This window comes from Aeromonas sp. sif2416 (genome assembly GCF_019218665.1).
GTDB lineage: Bacteria > Pseudomonadota > Gammaproteobacteria > Enterobacterales > Aeromonadaceae > Aeromonas > Aeromonas encheleia.
In genome coordinates this window covers 247,473-262,672 of sequence record NZ_JAHUXC010000004.1, presented here as the reverse complement: position 1 = coordinate 262,672, position 15,200 = coordinate 247,473, and the positions used below count along the sequence as shown (strand labels likewise).

The following is a 15,200-nucleotide window of genomic DNA, read 5'->3' as shown; positions in this document are numbered from 1 at the left end:
TCCTTAGAGAACCAGATGCTCGAACTTGACCCGCAACATCATGCCGGTCTGCAATTGAACCTGTACGTCGTCCTTGGTCACTTCCTTGATGGTCGCCGGGACAGGGTTCTTGCCCAGCACGACGCGCACGCCCTGGTCCACTTTCAGCGTCGCGGCATCGACTTTCACCAGCGGAGCTTCGGCAACGGGAGCGGCCTTGGGGGCGGCTTTCGGTTTGTCGGAACGGGCGGCATCGGCTTTGCGTGGCGCGGGACGGCGCGGCTGCTTCGGCTTGTCTTCCTTTTCCTTGGTATTGGTGCGGCGGCTGGCAAAGACACGCTCTTTGCTCTCTTTCAGCGCCTGTTTGGCATGTTCGATGTGCTCTTCGGTCAGCAGCTCACCGGGGTTGCCGTCCAGATCGACACGGGCCTGGCCAGCCTTGAGGCCATGCAGGTAACGCCAGCTGGAGGTGTATTGACGCAGAGCAGAGCGCAGCATGGTCTTGGAGACTCTGTCGTCATCAGCAAGGCGCGCGGCCAGATCCTGGAAGATGCCAATCTTGAGTGGCTTGGCCTCTCCTTCAGCGATGAAGCAGGCCGGGAATTTCTCGACCAGGTAGGCAACGATCTCTTTACTGTTCTTCAGCTTTTCAGTGTTTTCCATGTATAACCTTGGCTTTCATATAGACGCACGGGCCATGCCCGAACACAACAAAGGCCCTATTATAGAGAGCTTGGGGCCTTTTGCGAACCATCTAGCAATGACTTAGAGCATGCTTTCCAAAATTTGCACCGTTTCTTCGAGGCCAATTCGGTCCTCCTGGTCAAAACGGTTAAAAATCGGACTGTCCACATCCAGGACCCCGATGATGTCACCGCCACGGCGCAGCGGGATCACGATCTCCGAGTTGCTGGCGCCGTCGCAGGCGATATGACCGACGAACTGGTGTACGTCGTCCACCAGCTGAGTCTTGCCCTCGGTCACGGCAGTGCCACAGACCCCTCGCCCGACCGGAATGCGCACGCAAGCCGGCTTGCCCTGGAAGGGGCCAAGCACCAGGGTCTCCCCTTGCAACAGATAGAAGCCGACCCAGTTGATGTCAGCCAGCTCCTGATTGAGCAGCGCGGACAGATTGGCCAGGTTGGCGATGAGGTCCGGCTCTCCCTCCAGCAATGCCTGGGCCTGCTGGTTCAGGGTGCGATAAAATGCTTGTTTTTCAATCATGATTAAATGAACTTCACTCCTTGATAATCAGTGCAAGGTACCGTCCTGCCTGAAAAATTCAAATCAAATTTCACTCGGCCCCCCTGCTTTTACCCAAACGGGCCAGCCCCATCAACGGGGAACGGAGAGCGCCAGCTGCTGGCGCTGGCCATTGCTCCACTCGATATTGAGCAGCCAGACCATGGTCGCCGAGGTGCAGGAACCCACCTGGGCTTTCCCCTGCCAACCGCCATCGCTGGCCTCAAATTGCACCGGGATCCGGCCCATGAACATCTCCTTCCCCTCCAGCCAGGCCTTGACCGGGGTGATGGCCGCATCCCCCCCCTGAAGGCGCAAAACGAAGTCATGTTCGGCCTGCACCGGCGCCCCCTCGACGCTGACCGTCAACGGCTTGTTGCCGATGAGGCCGTCGCACGGGCTGTGGGACAGATCACAAATCTGATCATTTCCTGCCTGCGGCAGCGCCGTCTGCGGGCCCGAAAACCAGGTCCGATACGCCATCAATGAGAGCAAAATGGCAAGGACAATCGTCAAGTGTCCGATTTTGCGTGAAGTGAGTCTCTCTTTCATGAAAAAACAGCCTTGTAAGGTACTTTGAAAATACGATTTTCGTGATCTCGCGCAAGGTAAAAACTGGCGAACACGAGACCCGTCAGAGCCAAATATATCACTGTTTGTACTGTTATTTTACCGGTCAGTTCAGTATCATTCTCAATGAATTTTCATTTAACCACCTTTTGCTTTTCCTTTTATTAACAGATGTTAACGAGAGGGATTTCGCAGATTTGGGGTGAAAATGGTCCTGGTCACCGGACAAAAAAATCAAACAACAGCAGCATCGGAAGCGGAATACAACGATGAGCCATACAACAAACCATCCTGAGTACAACTACACCGTTGTGCGCCAGTTCACCGTCATGACAATTGTCTGGGGAATTGTCGGTATGTCGGTTGGTGTACTGATTGCAGCCCAGTTGATCTGGCCTGCCCTCAACTTTGACACTCCCTGGCTGACTTACAGCCGATTACGCCCCCTGCACACCAACGCGGTCATCTTCGCGTTTGGCTGTAGCGCCCTGATGGCCACCTCTTTCTATGTGGTGCAACGCACCTGCCAAACCAGACTGTTCGGCGGCCCCCTGGCCTCCTTCGTGTTCTGGGGCTGGCAGGCCATCATCCTCGCCGCCGCCATCTCACTGCCGCTGGGATACACCACCTCCAAGGAATACGCCGAGCTGGAGTGGCCCATCGACATCGCCATCGCCGTGGTCTGGGTGAGTTACGCCATCGTCTTCTTCGGTACCCTGGCCAAGCGCACCACCTCCCACATCTATGTGGCGAACTGGTTCTTTGGCGCCTTCATCATCACGGTTGCCGTGCTGCACATCGTCAACAACATGGAAGTGCCGCTTTCCGGCATGAAGTCCTACTCCATGTATTCCGGTGCCATGGATGCCATGGTGCAGTGGTGGTATGGCCACAACGCGGTCGGCTTCCTGCTGACGGCTGGCTTCCTCGGCATGATGTACTACTTCGTGCCCAAGCAGGCGGGACGCCCGGTCTACTCCTACCGTCTCTCCATAGTGCACTTCTGGGCGCTGATCTCACTCTATATCTGGGCCGGTCCGCACCACCTGCACTACACCGCGCTGCCCGACTGGGCCCAGTCCCTCGGCATGGTGATGTCCCTGATCCTGTTCGTGCCCTCCTGGGGCGGCATGATCAACGGCATCATGACCCTGTCCGGTGCCTGGCACAAACTGCGCTATGACCCCATCCTGCGCTTCCTGATCGTGTCCCTGTCGTTCTACGGCATGTCCACCTTCGAAGGCCCCATGATGGCGATCAAGACGGTCAACGCCCTCTCCCACTACACCGACTGGACCATAGGTCACGTCCACTCCGGCGCGCTGGGCTGGGTTGCCATGGTATCCATCGGCGCCGTGTATCACCTGATCCCGAACCTGTTCGAGCAGGGCCGCATGTACAGCATTCGCCTGATCAACGTTCACTTCTGGCTGGCGACCGTGGGTACCGTGCTCTACATCGTCTCCATGTGGATTTCCGGTGTGATGCAGGGCCTGATGTGGCGTGCGGTCAACGACGACGGCACCCTGACCTACAGCTTCGTGGAAGCGCTGCAGGCCTCTTATCCCTTCTACTTCGTGCGCTTCCTGGGTGGCTGCTTCTTCGTCACCGGCATGTTGCTGATGGCCTACAACGCCTATCGCACCATCACTGCGCCCAAGGGTTCCCTGGAACCTGTCGCACAGCCAGCATGATTGAAGAGGTCAAAGCATGAGCAACAAAAATCGTCACGAGATCTTTGAAAAGAGCGTACCCATGCTGGTGGTCGGCATCATCTTTGCCATCAGTTTGGGGGGCCTGGTCGAAATCACCCCGCTGTTCTTCCAGAAGCAGACCACGGAGCCGGTGGAGGGCCTCAAACCCTACACCGCCCTGCAGATGGAAGGACGCGACATCTTCATCCGCGAAGGCTGCACCGTCTGCCACAGCCAGATGATCCGTCCGTTCCGCGCCGAGACCGAGCGTTACGGTCACTACTCGGTTGCCGGCGAGAGCGTGTGGGAGCACCCCTTCCTGTGGGGCTCCAAGCGTACCGGTCCAGATCTGGCCCGGGTCGGCGGTCGCTACTCCGATGACTGGCATCGCGCTCACCTGATCAACCCGCGCGACGTGGTGCCCGAGTCCAACATGCCCTCCTTCCCCTGGCTGGAGACCAACGTCCTGACCGGCGAGTTGACCGGCAAGAAGCTGGCGCTGTTCCGGGACAACTTCGGCGTGCCTTATACCGATGAGGACATCAAGGGGGCGAGCGATGCCGTGAAGGGCAAGACCGAGCTGGATGCCCTGGTGGCCTATCTGCAATCACTGGGTCATGCCCTGAAATAAGGAGTAGGGATATGGATTACGGCACATTTCGCGGCCTCTACACCCTGCTGTTGATGGCCATCATGATCGGCATCATCGTCTGGGCTTACAGCAAGCGCCGCAAGGCCTCCTTCGACGAGGCTGCCAACCTGGTTTTTGCCGACGACGAGCAACCCAGTGCTGATAACAAGAACGCAGGAGCGAAGCAATAATGAGCACTTTGTTTAGCATTTTTGTGACCGTCATCAGTTTGGGCACCATCTTGGGCTGCTTCCTGCTGCTGATGTGGTGCATGAAGGACAAGATGGGGTCCGAAGAGGGCAAACCCATGGGGCACACCTTCGACGGCATTGAGGAGATCAACAACCCGCTGCCGAAGTGGTGGTCCTACATGTTCCTCTTCTTCATCGTCACCGGCCTCATCTACCTGCTCGCCTTCCCGGGCCTCGGCAACTGGAAGGGCCTGCTGGGCTGGCAGAGCTCCAACCAGGACATCCGCTCCCTGGCGGACTCCAAGGCCGCGGTGGCCTCCGCCAAGGCCGAAGGGCGCGCGGTCGAGTATGACCGTGAGCTGGTCAAGGCCGACGAAGTCTATGGCGCCAAGTTCCGCGAGCTGGCCTATCAGGCCGATGGCAAGAGCTACAAGGAGATCACCGAGATCGCCAAGGATCCGGAAGCCCTGAAAGTGGGTCAGCGTCTGTTCCTGCAGAACTGCTCCCAGTGCCATGGCTCCGATGCCCGTGGCGGTCGCGGCTTCCCGAACCTGACCGACAGCGAATGGCAATGGGGCGGTCAACCGGATCAGATCAAGACCACCATCATGGGCGGTCGTCAGGGTATCATGGCGGCCTGGGGCGAGATCCTGGGTCAGGATGGGGTCAAGGAGGTTGCCTCCTATGTGCTGAGCCTGTCCGGCCGCAAGGTCGATCTGGTCGAAGCCAAGAAGGGGGAAGCCCGTTTCGCCATGTGCGCCGCCTGTCACGGCCCGGATGCCAAGGGCGGTATCGCCTTCGGGGCGCCGGATCTGACCAACAATACCTGGTTGTACGGCGGCTCCCGTCAGGTGGTGGAGCAGACCATCACCCACGGGCGTCACGGCGTGATGCCGGCCTGGAAGGATATCCTGGGGGAAGACAAGGTCCATCTGCTGGCATCCTATGTCTATAGCTTGTCCCACAACGACAAGTAAAATAAGCAGTAACATGTGATAAGCACGTGATTACTCAGCAAAAAGCCTCGACTCTTCGAGGCTTTTTGTTATCTTGTGTTGGCTAAAATCCCTCTATTTTGTTAATCATAGGTTTCGGTAGCACTATGACTCAACCTTGGTATCGCCAATTCTGGCCCTGGTTCATCATCGCCCTCCCCTGCGCCGCCGTCGTCGGCAGCATCGCCACTGCCATCATCGCCAGCAAGGATGGGGTCAACCTGGTGGCCGAAGACTATTACAAGCAGGGCAAGGAGATTAATCAGGACCTCAGCAAGTTTGATCGCGCCGAGGCCCTCCACATTCGCATGGCCCTGGCGGTCAACGGCAACGAGCTGACCCTCAAGCCCCTCGCCGGCAATATCCCGCCCGGGCAGGCGCTGCGTCTCTCCCTGTTCCATCCGACCCTGGCCGGCATGGACAGCGAGCACCTGATGACGGCCGACGGCAATGGCGTCTATCGCCTGCTGTTCGACAAGGCCCCCACCGGCAAGTGGCACATCCGGGTCGATGCCTTCGACCACGAGTGGCGCCTGCAGGAGACGGTACAGCTGCCGACCAAGGCCCCCATCGAACTCGATCCCAAGGGACGCTAAGCCATGACGGGTTGCTTCCACTGCGGTGAGCCGGTGCCCGCTGGCAGCAGCTATGCGCTCGAGATCAAGGGTATAGTGCAACCCATGTGCTGCCCCGGCTGCCAGGCTGTGGCCCAAACCATTCTCGAATGCGGTCTCGCCAGTTACTACGAACACCGCACCGCCCCCGGCATCAAGGGGGAGCTGGTGCCCAGCGAACTGGCCGCCCTCAGCCACTACGATCTGGCCGAGGTGCAGCAGGATTTCGTCACCGACAGCGGCGCGGGCAGCCAGCGCGAGATCCAGCTCAGCGTGGAAGGGCTGACCTGCGCCGCCTGCGCCTGGCTCATCGAGCGTCACCTGACCCGACTCGACGGCCTGCACTACGTCAACGTCAACACCACCACCCACAGGGCCCGCATCAAGTGGGATCCGGCGCGGCTCTCCCTGAGTGACATCCTCAAGGGCTTCGCCAAGATCGGCTATCGCGCCTACCCCTTCCAGACCCACAGCCAAGAGGCGCTCTACGCCCGCGAGGTGCGCAGCTACATGTTCCGCATGGCGCTGGCTGGCCTCGGCTCCATGCAGGTGATGATGTGCGCCGTGGCGCTCTACATGGATCTCTTCATCAGCGTCGAGGAGGAGTTCATGATCTACTTCAAGTGGATCAGCCTCTTGCTCTCGACCCCCATCATGATCTACTCGGCCCAGCCGTTCTATGTGGGCGCCTGGCGCAGCCTGAAGCAGGGCCACCTCTCCATGGACGTGTCGGTGTCGCTGGCGCTGATCGGTGCCTTCGTCGCCTCCATCTGGGCCACGGTATTCAATACGGGTGAGGTCTATTACGACTCCATCACCATGTTTGTCTTCTTCCTGCTGCTGGGGCGCCTGCTCGAGCTGCGGGCCAGGCGCAAGGCGTCGGAGTCGAGCTCCAACCTGGCGCGGCTGGTGCCCATCATGGCGACCCGCATCGACGAGGATGGCGAGCACGACGTGGCCGCCAAGACGCTGCAAGTCGGGGACAGAGTGCGGGTGCTGGCGGGGGCCACCCTGCCCGCCGACGGCATCATCACCCTGGGGCAGGCCAGCCTCAACGAAGCCATGCTGACCGGCGAGCAACTGCCCCTGCTCAAACGACCCGGGGATCCCGTCTATGCCGGCACCATTAACACGGATGCGCCGCTCGACATCCGGGTCAGCCACCCCATCGCGGAGTCACGCCTGGCCCAGATCATGCGGCTGCAGGACAGCGCCCTCGATGACAAGCCCGCCATCGCCCAGCTGGCCGACGTGCTCTCCCGTCACTTCATCCTGGTGCTGCTGCTCATCGCCGCCGGGGTCTGGACCTACTGGCACTTCCATCAGCCGGAGCAGGCGTTCTGGATAACACTGGCGGTGCTGGTAGCCACCTGCCCCTGCGCCCTGTCGCTGGCCACCCCGACCGCGCTCACCTCGGCCACCGCCCACCTCACCCGTACCGGCATACTGCTGCGCCGCGGCCACGTGCTGGACGTGCTGACCCGCACCAACCGGGTGGTGATGGACAAGACCGGCACCCTGACCACGGGCAACATCAGCCTTACCGGTACCCAGGCGTTGGCCGAGCTGAGTGAGGCCCGGTGCCTCGCCATCGCCCAGGCGCTCGAGGCCTATTCCGAACACCCCATCGCCCGCGCCTTCAGGGGCTCGGCCGGCGAAGGTGTCGCACCGATGCCGGCGAGCGAGGTGCTCCCCGTCATCGGCCACGGCATTCAGGGAACGGTCGCCGGCACCCGCTATCGCATCGGCAGCGCCCGCTGGCTCGGGCTGGCTGAGGAGCAGAGCGCGGTGCAGGGGCTGGCCATCTATCTGGCCGACGACTCCCGCCTGCTGGCCCGCTTCACCCTGGCGGACACATTGCGCCCGGATGCCAGGGCGCTGATCCAGGCCTTCAAGGCCGCCGGGCTGCACACCACCATACTCACCGGGGACGGCTCGGCCGAGGCCGACGCGATCGCCGGTGAGCTGGGGGTGGATGAGCTGGTGAAAGGGGTGACGCCGGATGGCAAGCTGAGCTACCTCAAGGCGCGAGAAGCCGCGGGCGACATCAGCATCATGGTGGGGGATGGCATCAACGATGCTCCTGTGCTGGCCGGCGCCCACGCCTCCTTTGCCATGGCGGGTGGCACGGATCTGGCCAAGAACAGCGCCGACGCCATACTGCTGGCCGACGATCTCTCCCGCCTGCTGACGGCCCGTACCCTGGCGCTGCGCACCCGCAAGATCATCAAGGAAAACTTCGCCTGGTCCATCGGCTACAACCTGCTGGTGCTGCCGCTGGCGGCCAGCGGCTGGTTGCCCCCCTATCTTGCGGCGGCGGGCATGTCCCTTAGCTCGCTCATAGTAGTGACCAACTCCATGCGCCTGAACCGTTGAGGCTCAGGCGCCAGGGCCACTTGCCGCGATGACAGGGGCCTGCCGGCCCCAACTGGTTTATCATGACCCCTCCCACAGCAAGGCTCGCATCATGAACATCATCTTCGTCCTCATCCCCATCGCCATCCTGTTCGTCATCATCGCGGGGGTCGTCTTCTTCTGGGCCATTCGTTCGGAGCAGTTCGAGGATCTGGATCGCCAGGGCTCCAACATCCTGTTCGACGAGGAGCAACCCACCGCCAAGGGCGAGGACTCGAAACGCGATGACAAACAGCCTTGATCTGATGGGGGCCCTGCTGGTGGGGCTGGCAGGCTCAGGCCACTGCATCGCCATGTGCGGCGGTGTCTCGGCCGCTCTCTCCATGGCGATCCCGCCCGACAAACAGCACTTCTGGGGCCGGCTCGGCTACCTGCTCAACTACAACCTGGGGCGGATCCTCAGCTATGTGATCGCGGGCGCCCTGGTCGGTGGACTGCTGGCCACCACCGGCGAGCTCGGGGCCGGCAAGCATGCCATCGCCGGCTTGCGGCTGGTGGCGGCGCTGCTGATGGTAGCCCTCGGTCTCTATCTGGCCGGCTGGTGGCAGGGCATACTGCTGCTCGAGCGTCTCGGCGCCAGGCTCTGGCCCCACATCAGGCCACTGGCGGGCAAGTTTCTCCCCTTCCATTCGGCCCTGCAGGCCCTCCCCTTTGGCATGGTGTGGGGCTGGCTGCCCTGCGGTCTGGTCTACTCCATGCTGACCTGGAGTGCGGCGGCCGGCTCCGCCAGCGGCGGGGCCTTGCTCATGTTCTGCTTCGGCATCGGCACCCTGCCGACGCTGTTTGCATTGGGCGGCCTGGCGGACAGGTTGCGTTACTGGCTGACCCTGCGCAGCCTGCGCGTCGGAGGGGCTCTGCTGCTCATCCTGTATGGACTGCATACCCTCTGGATCGGCATTGCATCCTTTTGAAACCCTATCCAAAACGGATGAGTTGATGGTAAACTTGTTTGATATAAATCAATTATTCATATGAGCCTATGATCCCGGACAAGAAACCTGGCAGACGTATTCAGAGCGGTGGCTGTGCAATTCATTGCCAGGATTGCAGCATCAGCCAGCTCTGCATCCCCTTCACCCTGAACGACAACGAGCTCGATCAGCTGGACAGCATCATCGAGCGCAAGAAGCCGATCCAGAAGGGCGAGGAGCTGTTCAAGGCCGGTGATGAGCTGAAGTCGCTCTACGCCATCCGCTCCGGGACCATCAAGTCATACACCATCACCGAGCAGGGGGACGAGCAGATCACCGCCTTCCACCTGGCCGGAGATCTGGTTGGCTTCGACGCCATCCACAAGCAGGCTCACCCCTCCTTCGCCCAGGCGCTGGAAACCGCCATGGTGTGCGAAATCCCGTTCGATGTGCTCGACGATCTCTCCGGCAAGATGCCCAAGTTGCGTCAGCAGATCATGCGACTGATGAGCAACGAGATCATGGGGGATCAGGAGATGATCCTGCTGCTCTCCAAGAAGAACGCCGAAGAGCGCCTCGCCGCCTTCCTGCACAACCTGTCGGTGCGCTTCTCCGAGCGTGGCTTCTCCGCCAAGGAGTTCCGCCTCTCCATGACCCGTGGCGACATCGGCAACTACCTCGGCCTCACCGTCGAGACCATCAGCCGTCTGCTCGGCCGCTTCCAGAAGTCCGGCCTCATCAGCGTCAAGGGCAAGTACATCACGGTGCTGGATCATGTGGCACTCGGTGTCATGGCTGGCGCCACCCGCCCCGCCTGCGGCTGATCACACCCGCCTCTCCCCCCTATTGCCGGATCGGTTCGCCCTGAAATTTGATCCGGCACAGTTCCCCACCTTTCCCCTTGGACTAAGCTGTAAAGGCTAAAGAGTTGCCATCATTGGCGTTTTTGCCAAGGAGGAGAACATGGTCAAGTACCGAAATATTCTGGTGGTGATCAACCCGGAAGAGGAGCGCCAGATCGCGCTCGAACGGGCGGTCAAGATCGCCGAGCTGGACGAGGGCGCCCAGCTGACCCTGTTGCTGACCATCTACGACTTCTCATACGAGATGACGGCCATGCTGTCGGTGGATGAGCGGGAAGAGATGCGCCATGGGGTCATCTCGCAGCGCCGGGAATGGCTCGATGACATCCTGCAGCCCTACCGTGCCAAGGGGGTCGAGTGCGAGGTCAAGGTGGTGTGGCACAACCGCCCCTTCGAATGCGTGATCCAGACAGTGCTGACACAGCGCCACGATCTGGTGGTCAAGGCGACCCACCATCACTCCTTCCTGCAGACCTTCATCTTCACCCCGACCGACTGGCACCTGCTGCGCAAGTGTCCCTGCCCCGTCCTGTTGGTCAAGGAGGGTCATTGGCAGCGAGGCGGCAACATCATTGCCGCCATCAACTGCTCAAGCGATGATCTGGAGCAGAAGGTGCTCAATGAGCGCATCACCCGCGAGGGGGCCGCCATCGCCGATCTGCTCGGTTCCAACCTCTATCTGGTCAATACCTACCCGGGCACCCCGGTCAATGTGGCCATCGAGCTGCCCGAATTCGATCCCAACGCCTATAACGACGCCATCCGCAAGCACCACGAGGATCTGCTGCGCGAGCATGCGGATCAATTTGGCATCGGCCATATGTGGACAAAGGTGGCAGAGGGACTGCCGGAAGAGGTGCTGCCCGACATGGCCGACGATCTCAAGGCAACCCTGATGATCATGGGCTGCGTCGGCCGTACCGGCCTCTCCGCCGCACTGCTTGGCAACACCGCCGAGCACGTGGTGGATCGGCTCAACTGCGACATCCTGATCCTCAAACCGGACGATTACAGCTGCCCGGTGGACGACAGGCGTCATCCGGCATAAGCGTTTCTTGCCCTCCCCCGGGACATGGCTATAATAAGCCGCTTATTTTTGTCCCGGGTTTGAGGCCATGCACGAAGAGCTTAACGCCAAAGAGAAATACAGTTTCAACAAGCTGCAGAAGCGCCTGCGGCGCAACGTGGGTCAGGCCATCGCCGACTTCAACATGATTGAAGAGGGTGACAAGATCATGGTGTGCCTGTCTGGCGGCAAGGACAGCTTCGCCATGCTCGACATCCTGATGAGCCTGAAGGCGAGCGCCCCCATCCATTTCGATCTCGTGGCCGTCAACCTGGATCAGAAGCAACCCGGCTTCCCCGAGCACGTGCTGCCAGAGTACCTGGCCGCCCTCGGCGTCGACTTCAAGATCGTCGAGGAAGACACCTACTCCATCGTCAAGGACAAGGTACCGGAAGGCAAGACCACCTGCGCCCTCTGCTCCCGCCTGCGTCGCGGTATTCTCTACCGCAGCGCCCTGGAGCTGGGTTGCACCAAGATTGCCCTCGGCCATCACCGCGATGACATCCTCGAGACCCTGTTCCTCAACATGTTCTACGGCGGCAAGCTCAAGTCCATGCCCCCCAAGCTGGTGAGTGACGATGGCAAGAACGTGGTGATCCGCCCGCTGGCCTACTGCAAGGAGAAGGACCTGGTGCGCTACGCCGAGGTCAAGGCCTTCCCCATCATCCCGTGCAACCTGTGCGGCTCTCAGGAGAACCTGCAGCGCAAAGCCATCAAGCAGATGATGCAGGATTGGGATCGCCGCTTCCCTGGCCGCATAGAGACCATGTTTACCGCCATTCAGGACGTGATCCCGAGCCACCTGCTCGATCACAAGCTGTTTGACTTCAAGAGCATCAACCGCGATTCCGGCATCATCGACGGCGGCGACAAGGCATTCGATCCGCCCGAGCTGCCGACCGCCCCCCTGCTGAACATCGACGAGATGGACGTGCTGGATGTGATAGAGGTGCGCTAAGTACCGCCTTCCCTGTACCGCACATAGAAAAAAGGAGCGCCTGGCGCTCCTTTTTTATGGATTCTATTCATGGCGGACCCTGATCAACCCTTGTGCAACCAGGGGGTCAGTCGCAGGATCTCCCCCTGCAGCTGCAATTTGCCCGTCGCAAAGTCGGCCAGCAGCGCATTGTCGAGCAGCAGCTGGCCATCTCGCCAGGGCAGCGCCTGCTGGCGATCCCCATCGATGAGGTAGGCGGTGCCGCTCGGCTGTGCCAGGCTCACCCGTACCCCTTCCATCCCCGGCAGGAAGTACTTGCCGATCATGCCCGCCAGCTTGTCCAGCAACGCCTGCATGTCCTGCTGACGCCCCAACAGCTCGCTCACCTCGAACGCCCCCGCTGGTGCATCCGCCATCACCTGCACCGACAGATCGCAGCTGGCGTGCGGCTCGGTCAGCGCCACCACCACGGTGGCCTTGTCCAGGTTGAGATCGTCGTCATAGGGCAGGCGCAGTTCGCCGTCCACCGTCACCTCGGCAGCCACCTCCCTGTCCTGGGTGCTGACCCGCGCCGCGCTCAAGCCACAGCGCTGACCCGTCTGCGGATCGGTCAGATAAAAACCGAGTCTCGCCTGGCCAAATTCCCCCTTGGCGAAGGTCTTCATCTGGCTGTAGAAGGTTGAGTACTGCAGATCCAGCGAGGGCTGCGCCAGCCCAATGGTCGGCAGTAACAGCAAGCTTGCCGCCATGCCATGTCGAACCAGCTTCATATGCCGTCCTTTTGCATCATGCGTTGAAATGATCGGGGCCCTCTTTGCTTGCGCTCTCCCCTACCTCGGTCACCTCGACGGCGACCCCGCACAGATCCCGGTAGAGGATCCCCTTGCAGTTGAAATAGAGGGGGGCCACCCAGATAAGTCCCAGCCCCATGGGGATCAGGGCGAGGAAGAACAGCGCCAGCATGACGCCGTGCAGCAGCACTATGCTGGGCCAGCCACGGGCAAACAGCTTGAGCGAGAGCAGGATGGCCTGGGCCGGCGGCAGGCCGCGCTCCAGCACCAGGGGAACGGTGAACACCAGCCCCATGCCCACCAGCGCGGAGGGAATGAACGCCAGCATCACCGGCAGCCCCACCAGTTCGAACAGGGGGCCAAACAGGCTGGTGATCAGGCTGCCCAGCAGACTCAGGCTACCGAGGCGCAGGAAGTGGCGAAAGAAGTCGAACACCTGGTTCGGGCGGGCCCGCACCCCGACCGACTGTTGCAACCCCAGCATGTCGAGGGCAGAGGTCATGGGGGACATCATGACGGTGATGAGCAGGCTCAACACCAGCGCCATGTCCATGTCACCTTCCTGACTGAGATAGGGGGCCAGCAGGGTGTTGCTCAGCAGGATCCAGATCGCCATGACGCCGGCGATGGCCAGCGACAGGCCAAAGCCGGTGCGCCTGGTCTGTTGCCAGCCCTCCTTCACCACCCCTTGCAGGTCCAGACGATATCCCTGGCTGAGGGACTGTTCGAGGGTTCCACCGATCCGCATTTTATTACTCAATTGACTGTCCAACATCGAAAGCGACTGATCCAAGGTGGCACATTATAGCGATTTGACCGGGCATGCGTAGCCGTTTTTCCTGTTATCTGTTGTTCATAAAGCCATTGATTTTGTTGGCCGGCGCCCGGATCGGCCGCGATGGCGAGCCGTCTCAGGCCGGCCCGTCGCCAGCGATCACGACAGCCGGCTTGGCCCATGCCCGTCATGGGCGTAGGATGCCCAAGACCCATTTGATCGCCGGCGACTCGCCCTCGGGTACAGGCCGGAGATCGCACACAAGGAGACCCGCAATGTCCGAACTGACGCTCTATCTCGCCCCCGGCACCTGTGCAATGGCGGTACGCATCGCCCTGGTGGAGGCCGATGCCCCACATCGGATCAAGCGACTCGATCTGGTCGCCGGCGAGCAGCGCACCCCCGAATATCTTGCCATCAACCCCAAGGGGCGGGTGCCGGCGCTGGTCACCGAGCGCGGCGTGCTGACCGAGACCCCGGCCCTGCTGCTCTATGTGGCACAGCGTTTCCCGGCGGCCGGACTGGCACCGCTGGAAGACCCCTTCCTGCTGGCCAGGATGCAGGAGGTCAACCTGTTCCTCGCCGCCACCCTGCACATCTCCCATGCCCACGGGCGCCGCGGCAGCCGCTGGGCCGATGACGAGCAGGCCATCGCCGCCATGAAGGCCAAGATGCCGCAAAACATGCGCGACGGCTTCGCCGAGGTGGAAAACCACTACCTGACCGGCCCCTGGGTGCTGGGGGATCGCTTCAGCCTGGCCGACATCTACCTGTTCGTGGTGGCCAGCTGGCTGGAGAGCGATGGGGTATCCATCGACGAGTTCCCCAAGGTGGCGGCGCACTCCCGGCGGATGCAGGCCCGTCCCGCCGTGCAGCAGGCCCTGGTGATCTGATCCCGGAAGCGGGCGCCTGCCAGCGCCCGCTTTTTCAGCCATCATCCCCTCGCATTGAGATCGTTTTCACATTTTCATCATCTGTCGCTAGACCCGTTAACCGTTAACGCCTATCTTTCGCCTCACGACGCAACCGGTTGCGTAACCGGTTGCCTGACAGGATAACAGAGATGCGGGGTCCACCCGCCGAGGTGCTGTATGAAACGAGGCAAGCTGCTCAATGCCCCCCTGAGTGCCCTGGTGGCACAGATGGGTCACACCGACGAGATCACCGTTTGCGATGCCGGTCTGCCGATCCCGGCGGGCCCGGAGCGCATCGATCTGGCGCTGATGGCAGGCACCCCCAGCCTTGAGGCAGTGCTGACCGCACTCTTCACCGATCTGGTGGTGGAGAAGGTGATCATGGCGAGCGAGCTCAAGCTGATCAGTCCGCTCGCCCACCAGGCACTGCTCGATCAGATTGCGGCACACGCGCTCGATCAGGGCAAGCCCATCGCCGTCGAATATTGCCTGCACGAAACGTTCAAGAGCCGTACCCGGCAGAGCAAGGCCATAGTGCGCACCGGCGAGGTGACGCCCTACGCCAACCTCATCCTCTGCGCCGGCGTGGCGTTTTAAGGCCATCCTAAGGAA

Annotated in this window: 18 protein-coding genes; 13 read left to right on the top strand and 5 right to left on the bottom strand. The window is 61.2% G+C overall.

What is annotated here, in order from left to right:
- Positions 1 to 3: 3 nt before the first annotated feature.
- The 3 genes from proQ to KW821_RS10450 all read right to left on the bottom strand — a co-directional run bounded on the left by proQ (position 4) and on the right by KW821_RS10450 (position 1,773).
- Positions 4 to 642, bottom strand: a complete 639-nt coding sequence (gene proQ / locus KW821_RS10460) for an RNA chaperone ProQ (RefSeq protein ID WP_042653792.1) — start codon at positions 640 to 642, stop codon at positions 4 to 6.
- Positions 643 to 744: 102 nt separating this feature from the next.
- Positions 745 to 1,203 carry a GAF domain-containing protein gene (locus tag KW821_RS10455; protein WP_218291400.1) on the bottom strand — a complete coding sequence of 153 codons (459 nt, stop codon included), beginning with the start codon at positions 1,201 to 1,203 and terminating at the stop codon, positions 745 to 747.
- A 111-nt stretch (positions 1,204 to 1,314) separates the two neighbouring features.
- Positions 1,315 to 1,773 (bottom strand): hypothetical protein, encoded by a 459-nt coding sequence (locus tag KW821_RS10450; RefSeq protein WP_218291399.1) that lies wholly within the window; start codon positions 1,771 to 1,773, stop codon positions 1,315 to 1,317.
- Between the two features lie 287 nt (positions 1,774 to 2,060).
- On the opposite strand from KW821_RS10450, the gene ccoN reads away from it, so the two are divergent.
- The 11 genes from ccoN to ttcA all read left to right on the top strand — a co-directional run bounded on the left by ccoN (position 2,061) and on the right by ttcA (position 12,129).
- The gene (gene ccoN / locus KW821_RS10445; protein ID WP_042653795.1) at positions 2,061 to 3,485 is read left to right on the top strand and encodes a cytochrome-c oxidase, cbb3-type subunit I; all 1,425 of its coding nucleotides are present in this window, start codon (positions 2,061 to 2,063) and stop codon (positions 3,483 to 3,485) included.
- Positions 3,486 to 3,501: 16 nt separating this feature from the next.
- Positions 3,502 to 4,116, top strand: a complete 615-nt coding sequence (ccoO, locus tag KW821_RS10440) for a cytochrome-c oxidase, cbb3-type subunit II (protein WP_042653796.1) — start codon at positions 3,502 to 3,504, stop codon at positions 4,114 to 4,116.
- 11 nt (positions 4,117 to 4,127) lie between these two features.
- Positions 4,128 to 4,307 (top strand): CcoQ/FixQ family Cbb3-type cytochrome c oxidase assembly chaperone, encoded by a 180-nt coding sequence (locus KW821_RS10435; RefSeq protein ID WP_042076232.1) that lies wholly within the window; start codon positions 4,128 to 4,130, stop codon positions 4,305 to 4,307.
- Entirely contained in the window at positions 4,307 to 5,284 is a 978-nt protein-coding gene (ccoP, locus tag KW821_RS10430; protein ID WP_218291398.1) for a cytochrome-c oxidase, cbb3-type subunit III, read from the top strand. Before KW821_RS10435 ends, ccoP begins: the two co-directional genes overlap by 1 nt.
- A gap of 125 nt (positions 5,285 to 5,409) precedes the next feature.
- A complete protein-coding gene (locus tag KW821_RS10425; protein ID WP_218291397.1) occupies positions 5,410 to 5,898 on the top strand; it encodes a FixH family protein in 489 nt (162 codons plus the stop codon).
- A 3-nt stretch (positions 5,899 to 5,901) separates the two neighbouring features.
- A complete protein-coding gene (locus tag KW821_RS10420) occupies positions 5,902 to 8,292 on the top strand; it encodes a heavy metal translocating P-type ATPase (protein ID WP_218291396.1) in 2,391 nt (796 codons plus the stop codon).
- Positions 8,293 to 8,383: 91 nt separating this feature from the next.
- Positions 8,384 to 8,572: a cbb3-type cytochrome oxidase assembly protein CcoS gene (gene ccoS / locus KW821_RS10415; RefSeq protein WP_218291395.1), complete on the top strand. Its 189-nt coding sequence runs from the start codon at positions 8,384 to 8,386 to the stop codon at positions 8,570 to 8,572.
- A complete protein-coding gene (locus KW821_RS10410) occupies positions 8,556 to 9,242 on the top strand; it encodes a sulfite exporter TauE/SafE family protein (protein WP_218291394.1) in 687 nt (228 codons plus the stop codon). Before ccoS ends, KW821_RS10410 begins: the two co-directional genes overlap by 17 nt.
- A 68-nt stretch (positions 9,243 to 9,310) precedes the next feature.
- Positions 9,311 to 10,066, top strand: a complete 756-nt coding sequence (locus tag KW821_RS10405) for an FNR family transcription factor (RefSeq protein ID WP_042653802.1) — start codon at positions 9,311 to 9,313, stop codon at positions 10,064 to 10,066.
- Between the two features lie 139 nt (positions 10,067 to 10,205).
- A complete protein-coding gene (gene uspE, locus KW821_RS10400; protein ID WP_218291393.1) occupies positions 10,206 to 11,153 on the top strand; it encodes a universal stress protein UspE in 948 nt (315 codons plus the stop codon).
- 67 nt (positions 11,154 to 11,220) lie between these two features.
- Entirely contained in the window at positions 11,221 to 12,129 is a 909-nt protein-coding gene (ttcA, locus tag KW821_RS10395) for a tRNA 2-thiocytidine(32) synthetase TtcA (RefSeq protein WP_218291392.1), read from the top strand.
- An 83-nt stretch (positions 12,130 to 12,212) separates the two neighbouring features.
- Here ttcA and KW821_RS10390 read toward each other — a convergent pair whose 3' ends face one another.
- Both KW821_RS10390 and KW821_RS10385 read right to left on the bottom strand, forming a co-directional pair.
- The gene (locus KW821_RS10390) at positions 12,213 to 12,878 is read right to left on the bottom strand and encodes a DUF2987 domain-containing protein (RefSeq protein ID WP_218291391.1); all 666 of its coding nucleotides are present in this window, start codon (positions 12,876 to 12,878) and stop codon (positions 12,213 to 12,215) included.
- 16 nt (positions 12,879 to 12,894) lie between these two features.
- Positions 12,895 to 13,647 (bottom strand): hypothetical protein, encoded by a 753-nt coding sequence (locus tag KW821_RS10385; protein ID WP_218291390.1) that lies wholly within the window; start codon positions 13,645 to 13,647, stop codon positions 12,895 to 12,897.
- A 302-nt stretch (positions 13,648 to 13,949) separates the two neighbouring features.
- On the opposite strand from KW821_RS10385, the gene KW821_RS10380 reads away from it, so the two are divergent.
- Together KW821_RS10380 and rbsD are read left to right on the top strand one after the other, a co-directional pair.
- The gene (locus tag KW821_RS10380; protein ID WP_042653807.1) at positions 13,950 to 14,567 is read left to right on the top strand and encodes a glutathione S-transferase family protein; all 618 of its coding nucleotides are present in this window, start codon (positions 13,950 to 13,952) and stop codon (positions 14,565 to 14,567) included.
- Between the two features lie 198 nt (positions 14,568 to 14,765).
- Entirely contained in the window at positions 14,766 to 15,185 is a 420-nt protein-coding gene (gene rbsD / locus KW821_RS10375) for a D-ribose pyranase (protein WP_218291389.1), read from the top strand.
- The last annotated feature ends 15 nt before the right edge of the window (positions 15,186 to 15,200 follow it).